The following is a 20,574-nucleotide window of genomic DNA, read 5'->3' as shown; positions in this document are numbered from 1 at the left end:
GGGCGCAGTATTACTCCACGAAAAGTGGGAAGACCCAGAAAGCAGCCTCAAGAAAACCCAGCGTTAGAGAACCGCGGCCAGGAGCTCATTTAATTGTCTCTGACCCCTGTTTTTCCAAAAGTGGGAAGACCCAGAAAGCAGCCCGAAGAAAACCCAACATCAGAGGACCGCGGCCAGGGGTTTATTTAATTGTCTCTGACCCCTGTTTTTAGCCAGGGGTTTATTTAATTGTCTCTGACCCCTGTTTTGAGCGCTTCGCCGGCACCCGGCCCGCCCATCGACCACACAAACAAAAAGGCCAGGCCACTTAAGTGAACCTGACCCCGTTATTTAGACCCCGTTATTTACTGCCCCTCTAATCGCGCGCCCAACGCTGCAATGCCATATTTGAAAGACGCCTACCGCGAGCCTCTATTTCAGTCGCACCCCAAACACCTTGAGAGATAATGTCACGACTAAGTTCGAAATGGGTATTCGCTAGCTTTCCCTTTTTTTCGGCAAAAGGAGAATTTCCAAGCTCTGAATTGTACCCAGTAAGCGTCAGATTACCGAGTGTATCCAGCCATTTGTCATGTATAACAGCATGACCACTACCAAGTTGGTCAATCCAAGCCGCAGAAAGCGTCTGCGGAAGAATATGTTCCATTGTGGCCGTCGATGCGTCCACGGCCTCTTTATGATCATGCGCAAGCTCCAACGCTTCGAGCATGTAACGCGCCAACTTACGCCGCGGATAGATCTTCTGAATTACGAGAGCCTCGGAAAATTCTTCATCCGTTGGCCAGCGGCGTCCGCCTGCGCCGGCTGCAAGGCGATCACGCAGCCATAAATGCGGCAATTGATCCGGAAGATTCGAGCACAATTCAAGCGTCATCTTATTAAGAGCGTTCGTTGGAACACCGCAGACGGCGCGCCGTACATAGAATGACTCCAATGTATCCAAGGCAAGCATGAGATCTTCAACCGTAATCACTTGCTCATCTAAAAATGTATAAAGCCGCAGCAACAACGGATAGAACACCGTCGAGTCCAATTCTTGAATCGCCCGAAGCCCACTACTCAAGCTCACCCGAACTTCTTCATCGGGACGAATAAATTTCTCGTAGTTCGCAGCGGCACGCTTCATCTGGGTCAATCTTTGCCTAACATTCTCCACCTCAACCAGCCGCTCAAATTCGACTTTGCAGGCCGTATAAATATCCCCTTTGCGCACATTTCGACCGAGCCTCATTCCGTAGTGACGCAAAAACTCTGGAAGACTCGCATCTAAAGCTGACTCCATCGGTCGCCAAAGATCTTCGTATGCAAGCTCCTGATCGCCCCCAGCGGAAGTGGAGTGCTGGAACCGCATAAGAACGTAATTCCTGACCAGATCCGCTTGATTGAGAGGCTTTCCTTTGTGGTTCAAGCTCTCAAAAATCAAATATGGATCATCAGCCTCACCGAGATTAATCATTACCACTTGCAAGCTTTGCTGGATGGCCTGAAGTACTTGAGCCGCACGAATCAGCTGCCCTTCGTCATCAGCATCTCCAAGCTTTCGAGAGAAATAGTGGTAAGCCTGAACAATGCGAGTTTCCTCAAAGGAAACCAAATCCTTTCGATAGACAACTGCGTTGTAAGCCGCTCGGTCGACTTGAGTGGGAACAAGCTTCAGATCATCGGGCGAGGAGTAGTGTCGATTAATAAGAAAATCGCCAATAATTCCAGCTGTTGGCAAATCCCCCTCACTTTCCGCCTTATCTCTGATAGCAGCGAGCAAGATAGAAATTGTAGTCAGCCGCTGCTGCCCATCAATTACCAGGTGCTTACCAACTCCAACAGGAACTGATTTCACTGGAACAGTAACTACAGCACCCATGAAGTGTGAAGAGCGATCGTCTTCTTCGTACTGCGCTATCAGATCAGCCCAGAGCACGCCCCAATCTTTGGCCTCCCAAGAATAAGGCCGCTGAAATAAAGGGATAACGCCCTGCTTTGACCCATCGAAATATTGAATGATATTGACTGGTGCCGCTTCCATACGTCTTCTCCCCAATGTTTTTGCCTGTACATCACAGGCTATCTCGCTCAGAAGTCTACCTAGAAAATATCAATCCATCTGCCAGATCCCGCACCTTTGTGCAAAGAAAAGGCGGCCAATTGGCCGCCTTTTTGTTTGACATGTTTAACCTAAAGATCAAACCCCGACAGGGTTCGCCTTCTCCGGATCAATCCCGTACTGCTTGATGGCCCGGGCGACGTCCTTGGCGGTCATCTTGCCGTCCTTCGCCAACGCGGCGATGGCGGCGTGGGCGATGTAATACCGGTCCACTTCGAAGAAACGGCGCAGGTTGGCGCGGGTATCGGAGCGGCCGAAGCCGTCGGTGCCCAGTACCGAGTAGGTCGCCGGGATGAAGGCGCGCACCTGGTCGGCAAACGCACGCACGTAGTCGGTGGCGGCGATGACCGGGCCTTGGCGGCCTTCCAGCAGGCCGGTGATGTACGGCTTGCGCGGTTCATCCTCCGGATGCAGGCGGTTCCAGCGCTCGGCGTCGAAACCGTCACGGCGCAGTTCGTTGAAGCTGGGGCAGGACCAGATGTCGGCGGTGACGCCGAAGTCCTTGTCCAGCAGCTCGGCCGCGGCGATGGCTTCACGCAGGATGGTGCCGCTGCCCAGCAGCTGCACGCGCAGCTCGCCCTTCTTGGGCTTGCCGGCGTCGGTGAGCAGGTACATGCCCTTGATGATGCCCTCGGCTGCACCTTCGGGCATGCCCGGGTGGGTGTAGTTCTCGTTCATCAGGGTGATGTAGTAGTACTCGTCCACCTGGTCTTCCATCATGGCCTTGGTGCCGTGCTGGAGGATGACGGTGACTTCGTAACCGAAGGTGGGGTCGTAGCTGCGCACGTTGGGGATGCCGCCGGCGACGATGTGGCTGAAGCCGTCTTCGTGCTGCAGGCCTTCGCCGTTGAGCGTGGTGCGGCCGGCGGTGCCGCCGAGCAGGAAGCCGCGGGTACGCATGTCCGCCGCCTGCCAGGCGAGGTCGCCCACGCGCTGGAAGCCGAACATCGAGTAGTAGATGTAGAACGGCAGCATCGGCACGTTGGAGACCGAGTAGCTGGTACCGGCGGCCATCCACGAGGCGATGGCGCCCGGCTCGCTGATGCCCTGCTGCAGCACCTGGCCGGACTGGTCCTCACGGTAGTACATCAGCTGGTCGGCATCGACCGGCTTGTACTTCTGGCCGTACGGGGCGTAGATGCCGATCTGGCGGAACAGGCCTTCCATACCGAAGGTGCGCGCTTCGTCGGCGACGATCGGCACCAGGTGCGGGCCCAGCTCCTTGTCGCGCAGGCTGATGTTGAGCGTCTGCACGAAGGCCATGGTGGTGGAGTAGCTGCGCTCGCCCGATTCCTTGAGCAGGCGCTCGTAGGTTTCCAGCTTCGGGGCGATGAAGGACTTGCTGGCCTTCTGCCGGCGCTGCGGCAGGTAGCCGCCGAGCGAGGCGCGACGCTCCTGCAGGTACTGCACTTCCGGCGAATCCGGACCCGGGTGGTAGAACGGCACCTGGCCGTCTTCCAGCTGCGCGTCGGTGACCGGGATGTTGAAGCGGTCGCGGAAGTGCTTGACCGCCTCGTCGTCCAGCTTCTTGGTCTGGTGGGTCGGGTTGAGCGACTCGCCAGCCGAACCCATGCCGTAGCCCTTGACCGTCTTGGCCAGGATCACGGTGGGCATGCCCTGGGTGTTCACGGCCTGGTGGTAGGCGGCGTAGACCTTGTGCGGATCGTGGCCGCCACGGTTCAGGCGCCAGATGTCGTCGTCGGACAGGCTGGCGACCATGGCGCGGGTTTCCTCGTACTTGCCGAAGAAATGCTCCCGGGTATAGGCGCCGCCGAAGGCCTTGCAGTTCTGGTATTCGCCATCGACGGTTTCCATCATCAATTTCTTGAGGGTGCCGTTGGTGTCCTTGGCCAGAAGCGGATCCCAGTACGAGCCCCACAGCAGCTTGATGACGTTCCAGCCACCGCCACGGAACACGCCTTCCAGTTCCTGGATGATCTTGCCGTTGCCGCGCACCGGGCCGTCCAGGCGCTGCAGGTTGCAGTTGACCACGAAGATCAGGTTGTCCAGGCCTTCGCGCCCGGCCAGGGCGATCGCGCCCAGGGTTTCCGGCTCGTCACTCTCGCCGTCGCCGATGAAGCACCACACCTTGCGGTCGGACTTCTCGATCAGGCCGCGGTTTTCCAGGTACTTCAGGAACTGCGCCTGGTAGATCGCCGCCAGCGGACCCAGGCCCATCGACACGGTCGGGGTCTGCCAGTAATCGGGCATCAGCCACGGGTGCGGATAGGAGGACAGGCCGCCGCCATCGACTTCCATGCGGAACTTGTCCAGCTGTTCTTCGCTGATGCGGCCTTCCAGGAACGAACGGGCGTAGATGCCCGGCGCGCTGTGGCCCTGGATGAACAGCAGATCGCCCGGATGGGTGTCGCTGGGCGCGCGCCAGAAGTGGTTGAAGCCCACGTCATACAGCGTGGCGCCCGACGCGAACGAGGCGATGTGGCCGCCCAGATCGCCCGGCTTGCGGTTGGCGCGCACCACGGTGGCCATCGCGTTCCAGCGGATGATCGAGCGGATGCGCCATTCCAGCTCGGCGTTGCCGGGGCTCTTGGCCTCCAGCTGCGGGGCGATGGTGTTGACGTATTCGGTGGTGGGAGAGAAAGGCAGATAGGCGCCTGAGCGCCGGGTCAGTTCGACCATGCCTTCCAGCAGTTGATGTGCGCGCTCGGGGCCCTCGACATCGATAACGGCCTTCAACGACTCGATCCACTCCTGGGTTTCCAGGGGGTTCGGGTCGTTGTTCAGCACTTCATTCAACCAGTTCATTGGCGCTCCCAGTTACTGCACGCACGCGCGCGCTTGTTTTAATTTTGAGCCCTGAATTGTAGCGCACCCGGCCCTTTACAAAGCTGGCTACGCAGCGGTATGGCGCACCAAAGGCCGGTGTCCGGCAGACATCACCGCGACAGCGGCAGCGTGCAGGCGGAGACACACAGGACAGTCCGGCACCGTACTGCAGCTGCATATCCGGCGCCGCGCAGGCGATGGCACCGGTATGGCGGCGGGTCACGGCGATGACGGCCGTGGCAATTGCCGGGGCCGATGGCGGTTGCGGCCCCTGCCGCGGGGCGTGCGGGCTGGTCGCGCGCCCCTGCGTGCCTGGGCCGCATTCATCGGAGAACGCGCTTGTTGGCTGGATGGTTTCGCCATATCTCTTTGATAATCCGATATATCGATATGAAATCCGACCATGTTGTCACCGCCCCCCGCCGCCGCGTCTTGCCACGTCCCCTGGGCCGCGGCGACCTGCGCCTGTTGCTGCTGTCGCTGATCGGCGCGCAACCGCGCCACGGCTATGAGCTGATCCAGTGCATCAGCGGGATGTTCGTGCGCCGGTACACGCCCAGCGCCGGTTCGGTGTATCCGCTGCTGGCGCAGTTCGAGGCCGACGGCTGGGCCGTGGCGCAGGACGATGCCGGGCGCAAGCGCTGCCGCATCACCGCCGCCGGCCGTGCCGGGCTGAAACTGCGCGACGACCAGGTGCAGGCCGCGCTGCGGCGCACCCGGCACAGCGCGCACCCTCTTCAAGGTCGATCTGCCGCCGCCGGTGCGCGAGGCGATGCAGCAGCTCACCCATTCCCTGATGCTGCGCAACAGCCGCTGGCAGGACGCCGAGGTAACACGCGTCGCACAGCGGCTGGCGCAGGCCGCCGAACTCGTGCGGCACCTGCCCTCCAAAGACGATGACGTTCCCTGATCTACCGTTACCCCACGACCCAGCCAGAGCGATCCAGCCAGGTCATCCCGACGCGCTGCGTCATCTGACCGACCCCAGGTATCCCCCATGTCCTTGCATGAAACCCGCACCCTCCGCCGCGCTGTGCACTTCCGCCAACTGCAGGTGGTGCGCAGCGAACGCCTGACCCCGAACATGCAGCGCATCATCGTTGGCGGCGATGCGCTGGCCGGCTTTGAAAGCGCGGCGCCGGATGACCACGTGAAGCTGTTTTTCCCCAATGCCGACGGCGTGTTCGTGCTGCCGGACGTGACCGGACAGGGCGCGCGCTATCCCGAGGGCCAGCAGCCCTCGCCGGCCCGCGACTACACGCCGCGCTTCTACGACGCGCAGGCCGGCGAGCTGGTGCTGGATTTCGTGCTGCACGGCGACGGCGCGGCCGCGACCTGGGCCAGCAACGCCCAGCCCGGCGATGCGCTGGTGGTGGCCGGGCCGCGCGGCTCGCACGTGATCGCCGACGACTTCGACACCTATGTGCTGATCGGCGATGAAACCGCGCTGCCGGCCATCGCCCGGCGCCTGGAAGAACTGCGCGGACACGCGTTGGCCGAGGTGTTCATCGAGATTCCGGAGGAAGGTGATCGCCAGCCGCTGGACAGCGACGCACAGGTGACGGTGGCGTGGTTCGAGCGCAACGGCTTCGACGCGGCCAGCAGCACCTTGCTGGAAGATGCGCTGGTGGACTTCGAGCAGCCCGACGGCGACACGTTCTACTGGATCGCCTGCGAATCGCGGCGGGCGCGGATGATGCGCAAATTCATCGAAGGCCACCTGCAGGTGCCGGAGGACTGGATCCGCGCCACCGGCTACTGGAAGGCGCATCCGGAGGATGCCGAGTAAGCGGGCACACCGTCAAAAGCGCCGCAACGGCGGGCTGCTATGCTCGCCGCACCGCTCTTCCGGAAACCGCCATGTTGCCTGCATCCTGCTGTCGTCCGCTGTTTTCCGGTGCGCGCGTGCTGCTCGCCAGTGGCCTGCTGGCCACCGGACTGGGCGGTTGCCTGAGCACGCCCGGGCCGACCATCGCCGGCGATGGCCGCTGCGATGATGCGCAGCTGCAATGGGCCGTGGGCCAGCCCGGCACCGAGGCCAACATGCGCAAGCTCGCGCGCCAGAGCGGGGCCGGACTGGTCAATCCGATCGGCCCGGCCAGCATCGTCAGCCGCGATCACCGCCAAGATCGCCTGCGCGTGTTTCTCGATGGCGACAACATCATCACCGCGGCGCGCTGCGAGTAGTCGCCATGCCGCGCGCCACCGTGCGGCGGCCATTGACGGAATACAGAAAAGGCCCGCCATTGGCGGGCCTTTGCATTGCCACAACGCGGCAGGCGCAATCGCCCACGGCCGGTTACGGCGCCTTCGCAATCGACGCTTCGGTGGTGATGTGCAGGTTGACCTCGTCACTGACCTTGGGCGCATAGGCGCCGACGCCGAAATCGCTGCGCTTGATCCGCGCGGTGGCATCGAAGCCGATCGACGGCGCCTTGGACATCGGGTGCTCGCCGGCGCCATTGAGGATCACCGCCAAGGTCACCGGGTGGGTGATGTCCTTGATGGTCAGATCACCGGTGACATCCAGCGTGTTGATGCCGGTGGACACGACCCTGGTGCTCTTGAAGCTGGCCACCGGGAACTTGGCGGCGTCGAAGAAGTCGACCCCGCGCAGGTGCTCGTCGAACTTGTCGCTGAAGCCGCTCAGGCCCGACAGCGGCAGCGTGACCTGCACGCTGGACTTGCTGACGTCGGCGTCGTCGTACACCAGGGTGCCGGTAACGTTGCCGAAGTGCGCGCTCGGGTTGGAGTAGCCCATGTGGTTCCACTGCGCCAGCACCACGGTGTGGGCCGGGTCCAGGGTGTAGGTGCCGGAAGCCGGATGGATGACCTCGCCCAGGGCATGTTCTTCCACCGCCACTTCATCGGCCGGGGTGGAGACGGTGGGCGCGGTGGTGTCGTCTTCGGTGGCAACGGACGTCGGCTGGGAACAGCCGGTGATGGCCACCGCAAGGGCCAGCGGCAGCAGCAATCGGGCAGAAGCGGTCATGGTGGTTTTCCTTGAAGGGAACGGACGGGATCCAGCTTGGAAGTGCCCGGCGTCAAAAAGTGTGACGGTCCGGGGGCGATACCGGGCCGCTTATTCGATGCGGGCGGCTTCGTCGAACGACAGCCGCGGCAGGCGCGGGAACAGGCCGGCGGGATCGCCGTAACCCAGGTTGACCAGGAAATTGGACTTGATGTGGGTACCGGCAAAGAACGCGGCATCGACCTTGGCGTTGTCGAACCCGGACATCGGCCCGACATCCAGGCCCAGCGAGCGGGCGGCCATCATCAGGTAGGCGCCCTGCAGGGTGCCGTTGCGGAACGCCGACACGTGGCGGCCTTCGCGCGGGCCGTCGAACCAGCTCTTGGCGTCGGTGTGCGGAAACAGGTAGGGCAGCTTTTCGTGGAAGTCCTCGTCATAGGCGACGATCACGTTCACCGGCGCGGCCAGGGTCTTGTCGTGGTTGCCTTCGCTCAGCGCCGGGGCCAGTTTCTGCTTGGCGGCGGCCGACTTCACGAACACGAAGCGCGCCGGGGTCGAATTGGCCGCGGTCGGGCCCCACTTCAGCAGCTCGTACAGCGCGCGCAGCTGGCTGTCTTCGACCGCCCGGGGCTGGAACGCATTCTGGGTGCGGGCGGTGCGGAACAGCTGGTCAAGCGCGGCATCGGTGAACACGTCGGACATGGAATCTCCCTGCTGGAATGAATGCTGCCGTGGCGTTGTCCCACAAAGCCCCGGACAATGGCGCGGCAGCGAATGCACGCAGTGTAGAGTGTCGCAACTGTTGCAACACCCGGCCTTTCTGAAACGAATTAATGCCATACGCGAAACGATCGAGTCTTCCCTGGACGATCACCGACGGCCGCGCCGGCAACGTCCGCCAGGCCGTGGCGTTGGCGTCGGCACTGCAGCTGGGCGGCCAACGCCGGCTGCAACTGGAACCGCAAGCGCCGTGGCGCTGGCTGGCGCCGCGCTGCCTGCCGGGCATGCAACGCGGCTATGGCGAGAAATTTTCCGCCCTGATCGCCGAACCGCCGGCGCTGGCCATCGGCTGCGGTCGCCAGGCCGCAGCCGCGTTGCGCCTGTTGCGCGCGCACGGCACCCGCACGGTGCAGATCCTCGACCCGCGGCTGCCGGCCCGCCACTGGGATCTGGTGGTGGTGCCCGAACATGACCGCCTGCGCGGCAGCAACGTGCTGACCCTGCTCGGCAGCCTGCACCCGGTCACCGACGAATGGCTGGCACTGGGCCGCGCCGCGTTTTCCAGCTTCGAACAATTGCCCGGTCCCCGCACGGCGCTGCTGGTGGGCGGGCCGACCGAGCACGCGCCGTGGCGGCAGCAGGAAATCGTGCCGCTGTTCCGGCAGCTGGCCGCACAGATCCGCGCCAGCGGCGGCAGCGTGCTGGCCACCACCTCGCGGCGCACCCCGGCAGCGGTGGCGGCGGCGCTGCTGAAAGCCTTCGATGACGTGCCCGGCGTGATTTGGAGCGACGGCGGCGACGGCACCAATCCCTATGCCGGCCTGCTGGGCTGGGCCGATCGCGTGGTCTGCACCCCGGATTCGGTCAACCTGCTGTCCGAAGCCTGCGCCACCCGCGTGCCGGTGGCGGTGCTGCTCGGGCACCGCGCCAAGGCCCGGCTGGCCCGTTTCCAGCACGCATTGCGCGAACGCGGCCGGCTGCTCGACGGGCTGGAGGCCACGCCTGCCGACACCGGCATCGAACCGCTGCGCGAAACCCCGCGGATCGCCGCCGAGGTCAAGGCGCGGCTCGGCCTGTGAAGGAGCCTGCCCGCCCTTTGCGGTCCGGTGAAGGACGGTAAAGCCGGCGCGGCTACAATGGCCGCCCGTTGCGCCTGCCGGTTCCGGCACGGCCGCCTTTGCTTCCCTGTTCCCTGCAGCGCCCCAGGCGTTGTCGCCTGTTGCGTGCCGTCCGCCATGTCCCAGCCTTCCGCCTCCGTCCGTTTTGCCCCGCTGACTTCCACTTCGCTGATGCTGGCCGTGCTGGCCATGGGCGCGGTGGTGCTGGCCTCCAACGTGCTGGTGCAGTACCCGCTCAACGACTGGCTGACCTGGGGCGCCTTCAGCTATCCGGTCGCGTTCCTGGTCAGCAACCTGATCAACCGCCGCTTCGGTCCGCAGGCCGCGCGCCGGGTGGCGTGGGCCGGGTTTGCGCTGGCGGTGGTGCTGTCGATATGGATTGCCAGCCCGCGCATCGCGGCGGCCTCGTGCCTGGCCTTCATCACCGCCCAGCTGCTGGACATCACCGTGTTCGACCGCCTGCGTGCCGGCAACTGGTGGCGTGCGCCCATGGTGGCCACCACCTGCAGCGCGACCGTGGATACGGCCATTTTCTGGTCCATCGCCTTCACCGGGTCGGCGCTGCCCTGGATCAGCTGGGCGTTCGGCGACCTGGCGGTGAAGCTGGCCATCGGCGTGTGCCTGCTGGTCCCGTTCCGGGCGCTGCTGTGGAAGATGGCGCCGGCGCGGATCTAGGAGCGCTTGCAGCGTTGGAGCGGCGTAAACCGCGCCGGGGCGTTCCCCCAAAAAACCACCGTCACGGCTGATGTCGCTGCTATCCCGTTCAGCGGCGCCCGTCCGCTTCGAATGGCAGGCCCTGCTCGATGGCGGCGGCGGTGATGGCGGCGCATGCCGCTTCGATCTGCGGCGTCGGTGCGGTGATGCGCGGGCGCCGGTCCAGGGTGCAGGACAATCCCGCGTCGAGCAGGACCGCATGGGCTTCGTGCACGGCCTGCGCCGTGTCGGCGGACAACCAGCCGGTGGCCGCCAGCGCATCGATCAGGCGCGGGGTTTCGCGCGGCGCGTGCAGCTGCGGATGGCGCGACGATTGCGCCAGCACCCCGGTCTGCAGCACGAATTCCAGATCCACCAGCCCGCCGGCGCCCTGCTTCAGGTCCACCCGCGCCGCATCGCTGCGGTCGAGCTCGGCACGCATGCGCCCGCGCATTTTCAGTACGTCCGCATACAGGACGGCCGGATCGCGTTCGCGGCCGAGGGTGCTGGCGCGCACCTGTTCGAACGCGGCCAGCAATCCGGCATCGCCGGCGATGCCGCGCGCGCGCACCAGCGCCTGGTGCTCCCAGGTCCACGCGCGCTCGCGCTGGTACTCGGTGTAGCTGGCCAGCGACGACACCAGCGCGCCCTTGCCGCCATCCGGGCGCAGCCGCACATCGATGTCGTACAGCCGCCCGGCCGCGGTCACCGCCGCCAGCAGTGCCATCACCTTCTGTGCCAGGCGCGCATACCAGCGGCTGCTCTCCAGCGGCCGGGCGCCGTTGCTGGCGTCCGCCCCGGCCGGATGGTCGTACAGGAACACCAGATCCAGATCCGAGCCGAACCCCAGTTCCAGCCCGCCGAGGCTGCCGTAGCCGATGATCGCAAACCGCCCGCCCGGCACCTCGCCATGCGCGGCGACCAGATCGGCGCGCGCCAGCTGCAGCACCGTCATCACCACCGCATCGGCCAGCTGTGCCAGCTGCCGGGTGCAATCCACCGCGCGCTGGCGGCCGTCGTGGAACGCCAGCGCCATGCGGAAACTCAGGGCCAGGCGGGTCTCGTTGAGGCTGCGCAGCGCCACCTCCGGATCGTCGATGGCCAGCGCCGCGGCGCAGGCGCTGTGCATGTCCTCGACCTCGGGCATCGGCCCGGCCACACGGATATCGAGCAGTTCGTCCAGCAACAGCGGATAGGCCACCAGCCGTTCGGACAGCAGCGCGCTGCGTGCCAGCACATTGACCAGCCGGGTCAGCGCGCTGGGCTGTTCGTCCAGCAGCGCCAGATAGCTGGTGCGGCGCAGGATCGACTGCAGCAGCGCCAGCACCCGGCGCAGCGCGGCGTCGGGCTGCGGCGAGCGGGTGGCGGCGTGCAGCAGCGCCGGCAATACCCGGTCCAGCCGCGCGCGGGCGTGGTCGGAAAGCGACTTCACCCCGGACGATTGCGCGAATTCCCGCAGCCACTGGTCGGCGCTGTGCGCATCGGCAAACCCGGCCTCGGCCAGCACCTCGGCACTGCCGCCGCGCGGCAACCCGCGCCAGTAGCTGGACAGCTCGGACGGCGCCGCCTGGCCGCGGCGCGGCGCCAGCAACGCGGCAAATTCGGTGCTGACGCGGTCGCGCTGCACCTGCAGCGCCTGCTGCAGGTCCTGCCACTGCGGATAGCCCAGACCGAGTGCGATCCGCGTGCGATCCAGCGGCGCGGCCGGCAACGAATGGGTCTGCGCATCGCGCAGCATCTGCAGGCGGTTTTCCAGCCGGCGCAGGAAGCGGTAGGCCGCGCGCAGGTCCTGCGCATCGCCCGCGGTCATCTGCCCGGCCACGGTCAGCGCGCGCAGCGCCGGCAACAGGCGGCGTTCGCGCAGCGCCGGCTCGCGGCCACCGCGGATCAACTGCAACGCCTGGGCGAGGAACTCGATCTCGCGGATGCCGCCGGGGCCGCGCTTGATGTCATCGAACATGTCCTTGCGCGCGACCTCGGCGGCAATGGCCGCCTTCATCTCGCGCAGGCCGTCGAGCGCGCTGTAATCCAGATAGCGGCGATAGACGAACGGCCGCAGGGTCTGCAGCCACGCCTCGCCCGCGGCGATATCCCCGGCCACCGCGCGCGCCTTGAGCCAGGCGTAACGCTCCCAGTCGCGGCCTTCGCGCTGGAAGTACTGGTCCATGCCGGCAAACGACAGCGCCACCCGGCCGGCATTGCCGAACGGGCGCAGGCGCAGATCGACGCGGTGGCAGAAGCCGTCGACGGTGGTCTCGTCCAGCAACCGCGCCAGGCGCTGGCCGAGCCGGGCGAAATACTCCTCGGCCGCCAGCGGACGCGCGCCATCGGACTCCCCTCCTTGCGGATAGGCATAGACCAGGTCGACATCCGAGGAGAAATTCAGCTCGCTGCCGCCGAGCTTGCCCAGCCCGAACACCACCAGCCGCTGCGCTTCCCCCCCAGCGCTGCGCACCACGCCGTGGCGGCCGGCAAACTCCTGCTCCAGCGCGGCCAGCCCCAGCTGCAGGCACTCCTCGGCCAGCCGCGTGGTGCCGGCCAGGGTGGCTTCGACATCGTCCTGGCCGCTGAGATCGCGCCAGATCAGCCGGGTCGAGGCCGCGGCGCGGTAACGGCGCAGCTGGGTCGGCCAGGCGCTGGGCTGCAGCGGGTCGAGCACCGGCGCCGGCACCGGGGCTGGATCGGGCTGTGCCAGCAGCGCCAGCAACGCGGGCTGCCGGCACAGGGTGTCGATGGCGAAGTCGCTGGCGATGGCGAGCTGGCGCAATGTCGACTCGAACCGGGCCGAGGCCGGCCATTGCGCCGGCTCCGGCAGCGCCAGCCGCAGGCGGGCCAGTGCCCGGTCCACCACGGAAAGAACGGGTTCAGGAATGGTCAACGGGAACGTAGGCATGCCGCGATTCTGGCATCCCGGCCGCGGCCGCGGGCACCTCCGGTGCCGGGCTGGAATTGCAGACAAAAAAAAGCCCGCTGGCAGCGGACTGCCAGCGGGCCTTGCTCCCTCCCCCACGTCGGGATGCGTGGCGATCCTGCGGGCTTCACGAAAAACTTGCACGCTGCACTGCAAAACAATACCCGCCAGTACAGAAGCCGCCGCGGCCAGCGCCATCCCACCAAGGTCGGACCACACGCCCTGCCCCGATCCGCGATAATCCGCCGATACCCCCGCAAAAAACTGGTCATCATGTCTGTTGAACGCATTCTCGACACGCGGTTGCGTGACCGCGTGGTCTCTGCCGAGGCCGCTGCCGCACTGATCCAGCCGGGCGAAACGGTCGCCATGAGTGGTTTCACCGGTTCCGGCTACCCCAAGGCGGTGCCGATGGCACTGGCCCAGCGCATCGAACAGGTCCATGCCCAGGGCCTGCCGTTCCAGATCAAGCTGCTGACCGGCGCCTCGACCGCCCCGGAACTGGATGGCGCGCTGGCCAAGGCCGACGGCATCGCCATGCGCATGCCGTTCCAGAGTGACCCGGATACCCGCAAGCGGATCAACGAAGGCAAGCTGGACTACATCGACATCCATCTCAGCCATGTCGCCCAGCACGTCTGGTTCGGCTTCTATGGTGCGATCGATACCGCGGTGATCGAGGTTTCGGCCATCCGCGAAGACGGCGCGCTGGTGCCTTCCACCTCGGTCGGCAACAACAAGACCTGGCTGGACCTGGCCAGCAAGGTGATCATCGAGGTCAACGAGTGGCAGCCGGCCGGCGTGGACGGCATGCACGACATCTATTACGGCACCGCGCTGCCGCCGCACCGCAAGCCGATTCCGCTGGTCAACGGCAACGACCGCATCGGCGAGACCGCGCTGCGCTGCGACCCGGACAAGATCGTCGCCGTGGTGCGCACCAACAGCCCGGACCGCAACAGCCCGTTCAATCCGATCGACCGCAACAGCGAGCTGATCGCCGCGCATCTGATCGACTTCCTCAAGCACGAAGTGGCCAAGGGCCGGTTGCCGGCCAACCTGCTGCCGCTGCAGTCGGGCGTGGGCAACATTCCCAATGCGGTATTGGCCGGACTGGCCAAGAGCGGCTTCCGGGATCTGAGCGCCTTCACCGAGGTGATCCAGGACGGCATGCTGGACCTGCTCAAATCCGGCGTGCTCGGCTACGCCTCGTGCACCGGTTTTGCGCTGAGCCCGGAAGCCAACGAGGAGTTCAAGCGCGATATCGATTTCTACCGCGAGCGCATCATCATGCGCACCCAGGAGATCTCCAACCATCCGGAACTGGTGCGGCGCCTCGGTTGCATCGGCATGAACGGCATGATCGAGGTCGATATCTACGGCAACGTCAATTCGACCCACATCATGGGCAGCCGCATCATGAATGGCATCGGCGGCTCCGGCGACTTCGCCCGCAACGGCTTTTTGTCCACGTTCCTGAGCCCGTCCACCGCCAAGAACGGCACCATCTCGGCGATCGTGCCGATGGTCAGCCATGTCGACCACACCGAGCACGATGTCTCGATCATCGTCACCGAACAGGGCCTGGCCGACCTGCGCGGGCTGCCACCGCGCAGGCGCGCGCGCGTGCTGATCGACAACTGCGCGCATCCGGATTTCCGCGACCAGCTCAACGATTACTTCGACCGCGCCAGTCGCGACAGCTACGGCAAGCACACCCCGCACCTGCTGCCCGAAGCGCTGTCCTGGCACCAGCGCTGGCTCGACAGCGGCAGCATGAAAGCCTGATTAGGGAACCCGCCTGCGCAACAGCACCCGCCCGGCCGACGCCGGGCGGGTGCGTTGGGCGACCGGCCGGGATTGCAAGCCGCATCACGATCTTCCGGGGTGCATGCACCAGCTTCACGACAGGTGCATGCACCGGCACCGGTCGCATGCGGATCAGCACTAAGCGGGCGGGTTGCCGCGGACGCCGGGCGCCAGCGCGGTCACCGCCGGGCCACAGCGTGATCGTCTGCTTGTTGCAGCCATGCCAGCTTGCGCGCGCGTGGCAGCTGCTTGAGCTGCCACTCGGCCCGCGAGGCGCTGGCGCGATCCGGATACGGGCGGAAGGCCAGTATCCGGACCGGCGGATTGGCGCGGGTGTAACGCGCGCCGCGCCCCTGGCTGTGGGCCAGGAAGCGCGCCGGCAGATCGTTGGTGATCCCCGTGTAATAGCTGCCGTTGCGGCACTCGAGCAGGTACAGGCACCAGCGTTCGGCTGCTGCCGCGCCCGTCACCGCCGCGTGATCGCACGCTTGCCGTGGCGGCGACAACGCCGTCACGCAACGGCTCATGCGGCGGCTTCCAGTTGCGCCCGCCGCCGCGCCCGCACCGCTTCGGCCAGCCGCTCCAGCCCCTGCACCGACGCCTCCCAGCCGAGGCAGCCATCGGTGATGCTCTGGCCGTAGGTCAACGGCTGGCCTTCGACCAGGTCCTGGCGCCCGGCCACCAGATGGCTTTCCACCATCACCCCGACAATGCGCTGCTCGCCGGCCTCCAGCTGCGCGGCGATGTCTTCGATCACCTGCGGCTGGTTCTCCGGGTTCTTGCTGCTGTTGGCGTGGCTGGCATCGACCATCAGCCGCGGCGCCAGGCCGGAGTTGCGCAGCACCTGGCTGGCCGCCTCGATACTGGCCGCATCGTAGTTCGGGGTGTTCCCGCCGCGCAGGATCACATGGCAATCCGGATTGCCGGCGGTGGCGGCCACGGCGGTCTGTCCCTCCTTGGTCACCGCCAGGAAATGATGCGGATGCGAGGCCGCGCCGACCGCATCGACCGCGATCTTGATGTCACCGCCGGTGCCGTTCTTGAAACCGACCGGGCAGGAAAGCCCGGAGGCCAGTTCACGGTGGATCTGGCTTTCGGTGGTGCGTGCGCCAATCGCGCCCCACGCCACCAGGTCGGCGATGTACTGCGGCGAGATGAGGTCGAGGAATTCCACCCCGGCCGGCAGTCCAAGCATGTTGATATCGCGCAGCAGCCCGCGCGCCAGGCGCAGGCCCTTGTTGATGTTGAAGCTGCCATCCAGGTCCGGATCGTTGATCAGCCCCTTCCAGCCCACCGTCGTGCGCGGCTTTTCGAAATACACGCGCATGACGATTTCCAGCTCGCCGGCCAACGCAGCGCGCAGCGGGCGCAGGCGTTGGGCGTATTCCATCGCCGCCACCGGGTCGTGGATTGAACACGGGCCGATCACCACGGCCAGACGGTCGTCGTGGCCATGCAGGATGCCGTGCAGCGCCGCGCGCGAGGCGGACACGACAGCCGAGGCCTGCTCGTCGCAAGGGAGCATCGATTGCAGCTGTGACGGCGGAACCAGCGGTTCGATCTTGCGGATACGCAGATCATCGGTATGCGGGGGCATGCGGGCTTCTCCAGTTTCAGGGTTTGCCCCAGGCAGTGGGCGGCAGCAAAAAAGCCGCCAGTTTGCGCTGGCGGCTTTTCGGGAATGCATCTGAAATTTTCTTCAGGGTGAACGCAGTCCTTCCTCCGCCGGCGGCTTGGGAAAGTAATACCAGAAGTAAAAGCCGGTGCGTGCTGCGTTCATGGGTGGCATTGATAACACGGTTTTTTGTGCAGTGCGACAGTTTCAGCTGCAACGTGCCATCGCCGCGGATGCTGGAAAACCCCGATCAGAAACGGTAGGTCAGGCCCATCCCCAGTACCGGATACAGGCTCAGATCGGCCTTGTCCTGCAGCTGGCGACGCTCCTGTTCCAGGTTCTGCTGGAACTGCGGATCGGCCGCCAGACCGGTGGCCGACAGCTGCACCGCGGTCTTGGCCGAGATCACCCCGATCTCGGCAAAGAAGCCCAGGCCCGCACCGCGCGAGCGGTAGCCCAGCCCCAGATACGGCGCCACCGTGTCCTTGATTTCCACCCGGCCGCGCAGCTGGCCGACATCGGCGGCGGTGTACTGCACCCCGTTGAATTCGTAGACACCCCCGGCACGCGGCGAACCGGTGACGGCCGCGCGGATGTCGCCAACCACCACACCGGCCGACACCTGGAAGCCGCCGGCCAGCGGGTGCCAGCTGAGCTTCACGGTGGCGTTGTTGAACTTCAGATCCCCCTGGTAGCGGACGTCATCGGTGTCTTCGTCGCCACCGATGCTGAAAGCGTTGTAGCCGGCGCTGGCGGAGAAACGCTCACTGAACTGCGAATTCAGATCGACGCCATAGCCCAGGGTGGAAACGCCGACGCCGACACTGAGGTCATCGAAGGCGGCCGCCATCGCGGACGGAGCCAACACAGTGGCAGGCAGCGCGAGCGCCAGGGCGAGCAGAGCAGGGTTGAACATGCAGACACTTCCGTGAGGGTTTGAGGAAAGCAGGCCGTGCGGCCCGATCCGGTAGCGGCGGCGGCCAGGACTTCTTGATGGTGGAACGTCGCGCCCGCCTGTGCCTTGCGCTGCCGCCTGCAGGCGCTGCAAGCCGCGCCTGCGGCGCCGTTGCGGCCGGCCTGGCCAAGCGCTGCCTGTGGAGGCGGGGAGGCCACGGCAGGGCAGCGGCGGCGCTGAAAAGCCCGCCAGCGCGGCGTATCTTGGGTCGCAGATTCCCCATCGAGACACCTGCATGAACGCTGCGTCGCCACTGCATCTGGCCTGTCCGTCCTGCCATGCCGTCAACCGGCTGCCGGCGGCGCGGCTGGACCAGCAACCCGGCTGCGGCCGCTGCCACCGCCCCCTTTTCAACGGGGCACCGCTGACGCTGGATGCCGGCAATTTCGACGCGCATGCCAGCCGCTCGGATATCCCGCTGCTGGTCGATTTCTGGGCCGGCTGGTGCGGCCCGTGCCTGCAGATGGCGCCGGCGTTTGCCCAGGCCGCCGCACAACTGGAGCCGGCGCTCCGGCTGGGCAAGCTCGACACCGAAGCGGAGTCCGCGCTCGCGGCGCGCTTTGCCATCCGCAGCATCCCGACGCTGGTGCTGCTCCAGCGCGGGCGTGAACTGGCCCGCCAGTCCGGGGCGATGCCGGTTACGGCAATCGTGCAGTGGGCGCGCCAGCACCTGCCACGTTGAAATGCGGGGCGGTAGCGCAGCGATGCTCCGGACAAAGAAAAACCCCGCCTCGCGGCGGGGTTTTCCGTGTCGCATACAGCAGCTTGCGAGGGGCTGGATCAGAAATCCATGCCGCCCATGCCACCCATACCGCCCATGCCGCCACCGCCCATGGCCGGCTCATCCTTCTTCGGCGCTTCGGCGATCATGGCTTCGGTGGTGATCATCAGGCCGGCGATCGAGGCGGCGTTCTGCAGCGCCGAACGGGTCACCTTGGTCGGATCCAGGATGCCGAATTCGATCATGTCGCCGAACTCGCCGTTGGCGGCGTTGTAGCCGTAGTTGCCGGTGCCTTCCTTGACCTTGTTCAGGATCACGGACGGCTCTTCGCCGGCATTGGCCACGATCTCGCGCAGCGGGGCTTCCATCGCGCGCAGGGCGATCTGGATGCCGTGGGTCTGGTCTTCGTTGATGCCCTTCAGCTCGCCAACGGCGGCCAGGGCACGCACCAGGGCCACACCGCCGCCCGGGACCACGCCTTCCTCGACGGCTGCGCGCGTGGCGTGCAGGGCGTCTTCAACGCGGGCCTTCTTTTCCTTCATCTCGATCTCGGTCGACGCGCCGACCTTGATCACCGCAACGCCGCCGGCCAGCTTGGCCACGCGCTCCTGCAGCTTCTCGCGGTCGTAATCCGACGAGGTGTCTTCGATCTGGGTCTTGATCTGGGCGACGCGGGCCTGGATGCCTGCAGCGTCACCGGCGCCGTCGATGATCGTGGTGTTTTCCTTGGAAACCTGCACCTTCTTGGCGCGGCCCAGGTCCTTGATGGTCGCCTTCTCCAGCGCCAGACCCACTTCCTCGGAGATCACGGTGCCGCCGGTCAGCACGGCCATGTCTTCCAGCATCGCCTTGCGACGGTCGCCGAAGCCCGGAGCCTTGACGGCCACGACCTTGACGATGCCGCGGATGGTGTTGACCACCAGGGTCGCCAGCGCTTCGCCTTCGACTTCCTCGGCGACGATCAGCAGCGGCTTGCCGGCCTTGGCCACGCCTTCCAGCACCGGCAGCAGGTCACGCACGTTGGAGATCTTCTTGTCGTGCAGCAGGATGAACGGGTCATCCAGATCGGCCGACTGGCTCTGCTGGTTGTTGATGAAGTACGGCGACAGGTAGCCGCGGTCGAACTGCATGCCCTCGACCACGTCCAGCTCGTTGTCCAGACCCGAGCCTTCCTCGACGGTGATCACGCCTTCCTTGCCGACCTTCTGCATCGCTTCGGCAATGATGTTGCCGATCGACTCGTCCGAGTTGGCCGAGATGGTGCCGACCTGGGCGATCGCCTTGTCGTCGGTGGTCGGCTTGGAGATCTTCTTCAGCTCGGCGACCGCGGCCACAACGGCCTTGTCGATGCCGCGCTTGAGGTCCATCGGGTTCATGCCGGCAGCGACGGCCTTGGAACCTTCGCGGATCAGCGCCTGGGCCAGCACGGTGGCGGTGGTGGTGCCATCACCGGCGTCATCGTTGGTGCGCGAAGCGACTTCCTTCACCATCTGCGCGCCCATGTTCTCGAACTTGTCGGCCAGTTCGATTTCCTTGGCGACGGAGACGCCGTCCTTGGTGATGGTCGGGGCGCCGAAGCTCTTCTCGAGCACGACGTTGCGGCCCTTCGGGCCGAGGGTGGCCTTGACGGCATTGGCCAGAACGTTGACACCACGCACCATCTTGGAGCGGGCGTCTTCACCGAAACGGATATCTTTGGCAGCCATTGCTGTTACCTCTGTGTAGAGCCAGGCGATGCCCGGCTGCTTTGATTTGAGTGGGGTCTAGGATTGAACAGGTTGCGCGGTTGCTCAGCCAACGATGGCGAGGATGTCGTCTTCGCGCAGCACCTTGTACTCGACGCCTTCAGCCTTGTAGCTGCTGCCGGCGTACTGGCCGTAGATGACCTTGTCACCGACCTTCAGCGACGGCGCACGTACCGTGCCGTTGTCCAGCGGCTTGCCCGGGCCCACGGCGACGATTTCGCCCTTGGTGGACTTTTCCTTGGCCGAATCCGGGATCACGATGCCACCGGCGGAAATTTCGTCGGCTTCGATCGGCTTGACCACAACGCGGTCGTGCAGCGGCTTGATGTTCATGAGAGACCTCTTAAGTTATTGATTGGTCTGGAAAAGGCCGGTGATGGCCCGGCCCTGTGCAAGCGGTTCAGGCATCACGCGTAAAAAGGCCCGAC

At 65.4% G+C, this 20,574-nt stretch carries 18 protein-coding genes; 7 read left to right on the top strand and 11 right to left on the bottom strand.

The window, feature by feature from the left end; genetic code table 11:
- Positions 1–355: 355 nt before the first annotated feature.
- Positions 356–2,023, bottom strand: coding sequence for a DUF262 domain-containing protein (locus tag QZH66_RS07365; RefSeq protein WP_305805300.1), 1,668 nt, complete (start codon positions 2,021–2,023; stop codon positions 356–358).
- Between the two features lie 156 nt (positions 2,024–2,179).
- Complete coding sequence (gene aceE, locus QZH66_RS07360) at positions 2,180–4,867, bottom strand: pyruvate dehydrogenase (acetyl-transferring), homodimeric type (protein WP_305805299.1); 2,688 nt, start codon at positions 4,865–4,867, stop codon at positions 2,180–2,182.
- Between the two features lie 411 nt (positions 4,868–5,278).
- On the opposite strand from aceE, the gene QZH66_RS07355 reads away from it, so the two are divergent.
- The 3 genes from QZH66_RS07355 (at position 5,279) to QZH66_RS07345 (ending at position 7,075) form a co-directional block, all read left to right on the top strand.
- Positions 5,279–5,788: a helix-turn-helix transcriptional regulator gene (locus tag QZH66_RS07355; protein WP_305805298.1), complete on the top strand. Its 510-nt coding sequence runs from the start codon at positions 5,279–5,281 to the stop codon at positions 5,786–5,788.
- Positions 5,789–5,885: 97 nt separating this feature from the next.
- Complete coding sequence (locus QZH66_RS07350; protein WP_305805297.1) at positions 5,886–6,677, top strand: siderophore-interacting protein; 792 nt, start codon at positions 5,886–5,888, stop codon at positions 6,675–6,677.
- A gap of 71 nt (positions 6,678–6,748) precedes the next feature.
- Entirely contained in the window at positions 6,749–7,075 is a 327-nt protein-coding gene (locus QZH66_RS07345) for an I78 family peptidase inhibitor (RefSeq protein ID WP_305805296.1), read from the top strand.
- Between the two features lie 112 nt (positions 7,076–7,187).
- Here QZH66_RS07345 and QZH66_RS07340 read toward each other — a convergent pair whose 3' ends face one another.
- A complete protein-coding gene (locus QZH66_RS07340; RefSeq protein ID WP_305805295.1) occupies positions 7,188–7,880 on the bottom strand; it encodes a YceI family protein in 693 nt (230 codons plus the stop codon).
- A gap of 90 nt (positions 7,881–7,970) precedes the next feature.
- Positions 7,971–8,561: a malonic semialdehyde reductase gene (locus tag QZH66_RS07335; protein ID WP_305805294.1), complete on the bottom strand. Its 591-nt coding sequence runs from the start codon at positions 8,559–8,561 to the stop codon at positions 7,971–7,973.
- A 131-nt stretch (positions 8,562–8,692) separates the two neighbouring features.
- Between QZH66_RS07335 and QZH66_RS07330 the strand changes: the two genes are divergently transcribed.
- Together QZH66_RS07330 and QZH66_RS07325 are read left to right on the top strand one after the other, a co-directional pair.
- Complete coding sequence (locus tag QZH66_RS07330) at positions 8,693–9,658, top strand: mitochondrial fission ELM1 family protein (RefSeq protein WP_305805293.1); 966 nt, start codon at positions 8,693–8,695, stop codon at positions 9,656–9,658.
- Positions 9,659–9,814: 156 nt separating this feature from the next.
- Positions 9,815–10,372 carry a queuosine precursor transporter gene (locus tag QZH66_RS07325; protein WP_305805292.1) on the top strand — a complete coding sequence of 186 codons (558 nt, stop codon included), beginning with the start codon at positions 9,815–9,817 and terminating at the stop codon, positions 10,370–10,372.
- 88 nt (positions 10,373–10,460) lie between these two features.
- Here the strand turns inward: QZH66_RS07325 and glnE are convergent, their stop codons facing one another.
- A complete protein-coding gene (glnE, locus tag QZH66_RS07320; RefSeq protein WP_305805291.1) occupies positions 10,461–13,283 on the bottom strand; it encodes a bifunctional [glutamate--ammonia ligase]-adenylyl-L-tyrosine phosphorylase/[glutamate--ammonia-ligase] adenylyltransferase in 2,823 nt (940 codons plus the stop codon).
- Between the two features lie 291 nt (positions 13,284–13,574).
- On the opposite strand from glnE, the gene QZH66_RS07315 reads away from it, so the two are divergent.
- Positions 13,575–15,089 (top strand): acetyl-CoA hydrolase/transferase family protein, encoded by a 1,515-nt coding sequence (locus QZH66_RS07315; RefSeq protein ID WP_305805290.1) that lies wholly within the window; start codon positions 13,575–13,577, stop codon positions 15,087–15,089.
- A 200-nt stretch (positions 15,090–15,289) separates the two neighbouring features.
- On the opposite strand, the gene QZH66_RS07310 is transcribed toward QZH66_RS07315, so the two are convergent.
- From QZH66_RS07310 to QZH66_RS07295, 4 genes are read right to left on the bottom strand one after another with little or no spacing between them, the layout of a single operon-like run.
- Positions 15,290–15,637, bottom strand: coding sequence for a GIY-YIG nuclease family protein (locus tag QZH66_RS07310; protein WP_305805289.1), 348 nt, complete (start codon positions 15,635–15,637; stop codon positions 15,290–15,292).
- Positions 15,634–16,707, bottom strand: a complete 1,074-nt coding sequence (locus tag QZH66_RS07305; RefSeq protein ID WP_305805288.1) for a 3-deoxy-7-phosphoheptulonate synthase — start codon at positions 16,705–16,707, stop codon at positions 15,634–15,636. The genes QZH66_RS07310 and QZH66_RS07305 overlap by 4 nt, the downstream gene beginning before the upstream one ends.
- 16 nt (positions 16,708–16,723) lie before the next feature.
- Positions 16,724–16,942 carry a hypothetical protein gene (locus QZH66_RS07300; protein ID WP_305805287.1) on the bottom strand — a complete coding sequence of 73 codons (219 nt, stop codon included), beginning with the start codon at positions 16,940–16,942 and terminating at the stop codon, positions 16,724–16,726.
- 33 nt (positions 16,943–16,975) lie between these two features.
- Positions 16,976–17,641, bottom strand: a complete 666-nt coding sequence (locus tag QZH66_RS07295) for a hypothetical protein (protein WP_305805286.1) — start codon at positions 17,639–17,641, stop codon at positions 16,976–16,978.
- Positions 17,642–17,915: 274 nt separating this feature from the next.
- Between QZH66_RS07295 and trxC the strand changes: the two genes are divergently transcribed.
- The gene (trxC, locus tag QZH66_RS07290) at positions 17,916–18,362 is read left to right on the top strand and encodes a thioredoxin TrxC (RefSeq protein ID WP_305805285.1); all 447 of its coding nucleotides are present in this window, start codon (positions 17,916–17,918) and stop codon (positions 18,360–18,362) included.
- 98 nt (positions 18,363–18,460) lie between these two features.
- Here the strand turns inward: trxC and groL are convergent, their stop codons facing one another.
- Positions 18,461–20,107, bottom strand: coding sequence for a chaperonin GroEL (groL, locus tag QZH66_RS07285; protein WP_305805284.1), 1,647 nt, complete (start codon positions 20,105–20,107; stop codon positions 18,461–18,463).
- A gap of 84 nt (positions 20,108–20,191) precedes the next feature.
- On the bottom strand, positions 20,192–20,479 hold the full coding sequence (locus QZH66_RS07280; RefSeq protein WP_305805283.1) for a co-chaperone GroES: 288 nt from the start codon (positions 20,477–20,479) through the stop codon (positions 20,192–20,194).
- Positions 20,480–20,574: the final 95 nt, after the last annotated feature.

It is taken from the genome of Stenotrophomonas sp. YIM B06876 (assembly GCF_030711595.1).
GTDB lineage: Bacteria > Pseudomonadota > Gammaproteobacteria > Xanthomonadales > Xanthomonadaceae > Stenotrophomonas.
Note: the sequence above shows the minus strand (reverse complement) of the source record. Positions and strands in the feature narration are given on the sequence as shown.

Coding starts and splice junctions, on each gene's coding strand:
- QZH66_RS07365 (WP_305805300.1), bottom strand. CDS start 2,023: ATGGAAGCGGCACCAGTCAATATCATTCAATATTTCGATGGGTCAAAG.
- aceE (WP_305805299.1), bottom strand. CDS start 4,867: ATGAACTGGTTGAATGAAGTGCTGAACAACGACCCGAACCCCCTGGAA.
- QZH66_RS07355 (WP_305805298.1), top strand. CDS start 5,279: ATGAAATCCGACCATGTTGTCACCGCCCCCCGCCGCCGCGTCTTGCCA.
- QZH66_RS07350 (WP_305805297.1), top strand. CDS start 5,886: ATGTCCTTGCATGAAACCCGCACCCTCCGCCGCGCTGTGCACTTCCGC.
- QZH66_RS07345 (WP_305805296.1), top strand. CDS start 6,749: ATGTTGCCTGCATCCTGCTGTCGTCCGCTGTTTTCCGGTGCGCGCGTG.
- QZH66_RS07340 (WP_305805295.1), bottom strand. CDS start 7,880: ATGACCGCTTCTGCCCGATTGCTGCTGCCGCTGGCCCTTGCGGTGGCC.
- QZH66_RS07335 (WP_305805294.1), bottom strand. CDS start 8,561: ATGTCCGACGTGTTCACCGATGCCGCGCTTGACCAGCTGTTCCGCACC.
- QZH66_RS07330 (WP_305805293.1), top strand. CDS start 8,693: ATGCCATACGCGAAACGATCGAGTCTTCCCTGGACGATCACCGACGGC.
- QZH66_RS07325 (WP_305805292.1), top strand. CDS start 9,815: ATGTCCCAGCCTTCCGCCTCCGTCCGTTTTGCCCCGCTGACTTCCACT.
- glnE (WP_305805291.1), bottom strand. CDS start 13,283: ATGCCTACGTTCCCGTTGACCATTCCTGAACCCGTTCTTTCCGTGGTG.
- QZH66_RS07315 (WP_305805290.1), top strand. CDS start 13,575: ATGTCTGTTGAACGCATTCTCGACACGCGGTTGCGTGACCGCGTGGTC.
- QZH66_RS07310 (WP_305805289.1), bottom strand. CDS start 15,637: ATGAGCCGTTGCGTGACGGCGTTGTCGCCGCCACGGCAAGCGTGCGAT.
- QZH66_RS07305 (WP_305805288.1), bottom strand. CDS start 16,707: ATGCCCCCGCATACCGATGATCTGCGTATCCGCAAGATCGAACCGCTG.
- QZH66_RS07295 (WP_305805286.1), bottom strand. CDS start 17,641: ATGTTCAACCCTGCTCTGCTCGCCCTGGCGCTCGCGCTGCCTGCCACT.
- trxC (WP_305805285.1), top strand. CDS start 17,916: ATGAACGCTGCGTCGCCACTGCATCTGGCCTGTCCGTCCTGCCATGCC.
- groL (WP_305805284.1), bottom strand. CDS start 20,107: ATGGCTGCCAAAGATATCCGTTTCGGTGAAGACGCCCGCTCCAAGATG.
- QZH66_RS07280 (WP_305805283.1), bottom strand. CDS start 20,479: ATGAACATCAAGCCGCTGCACGACCGCGTTGTGGTCAAGCCGATCGAA.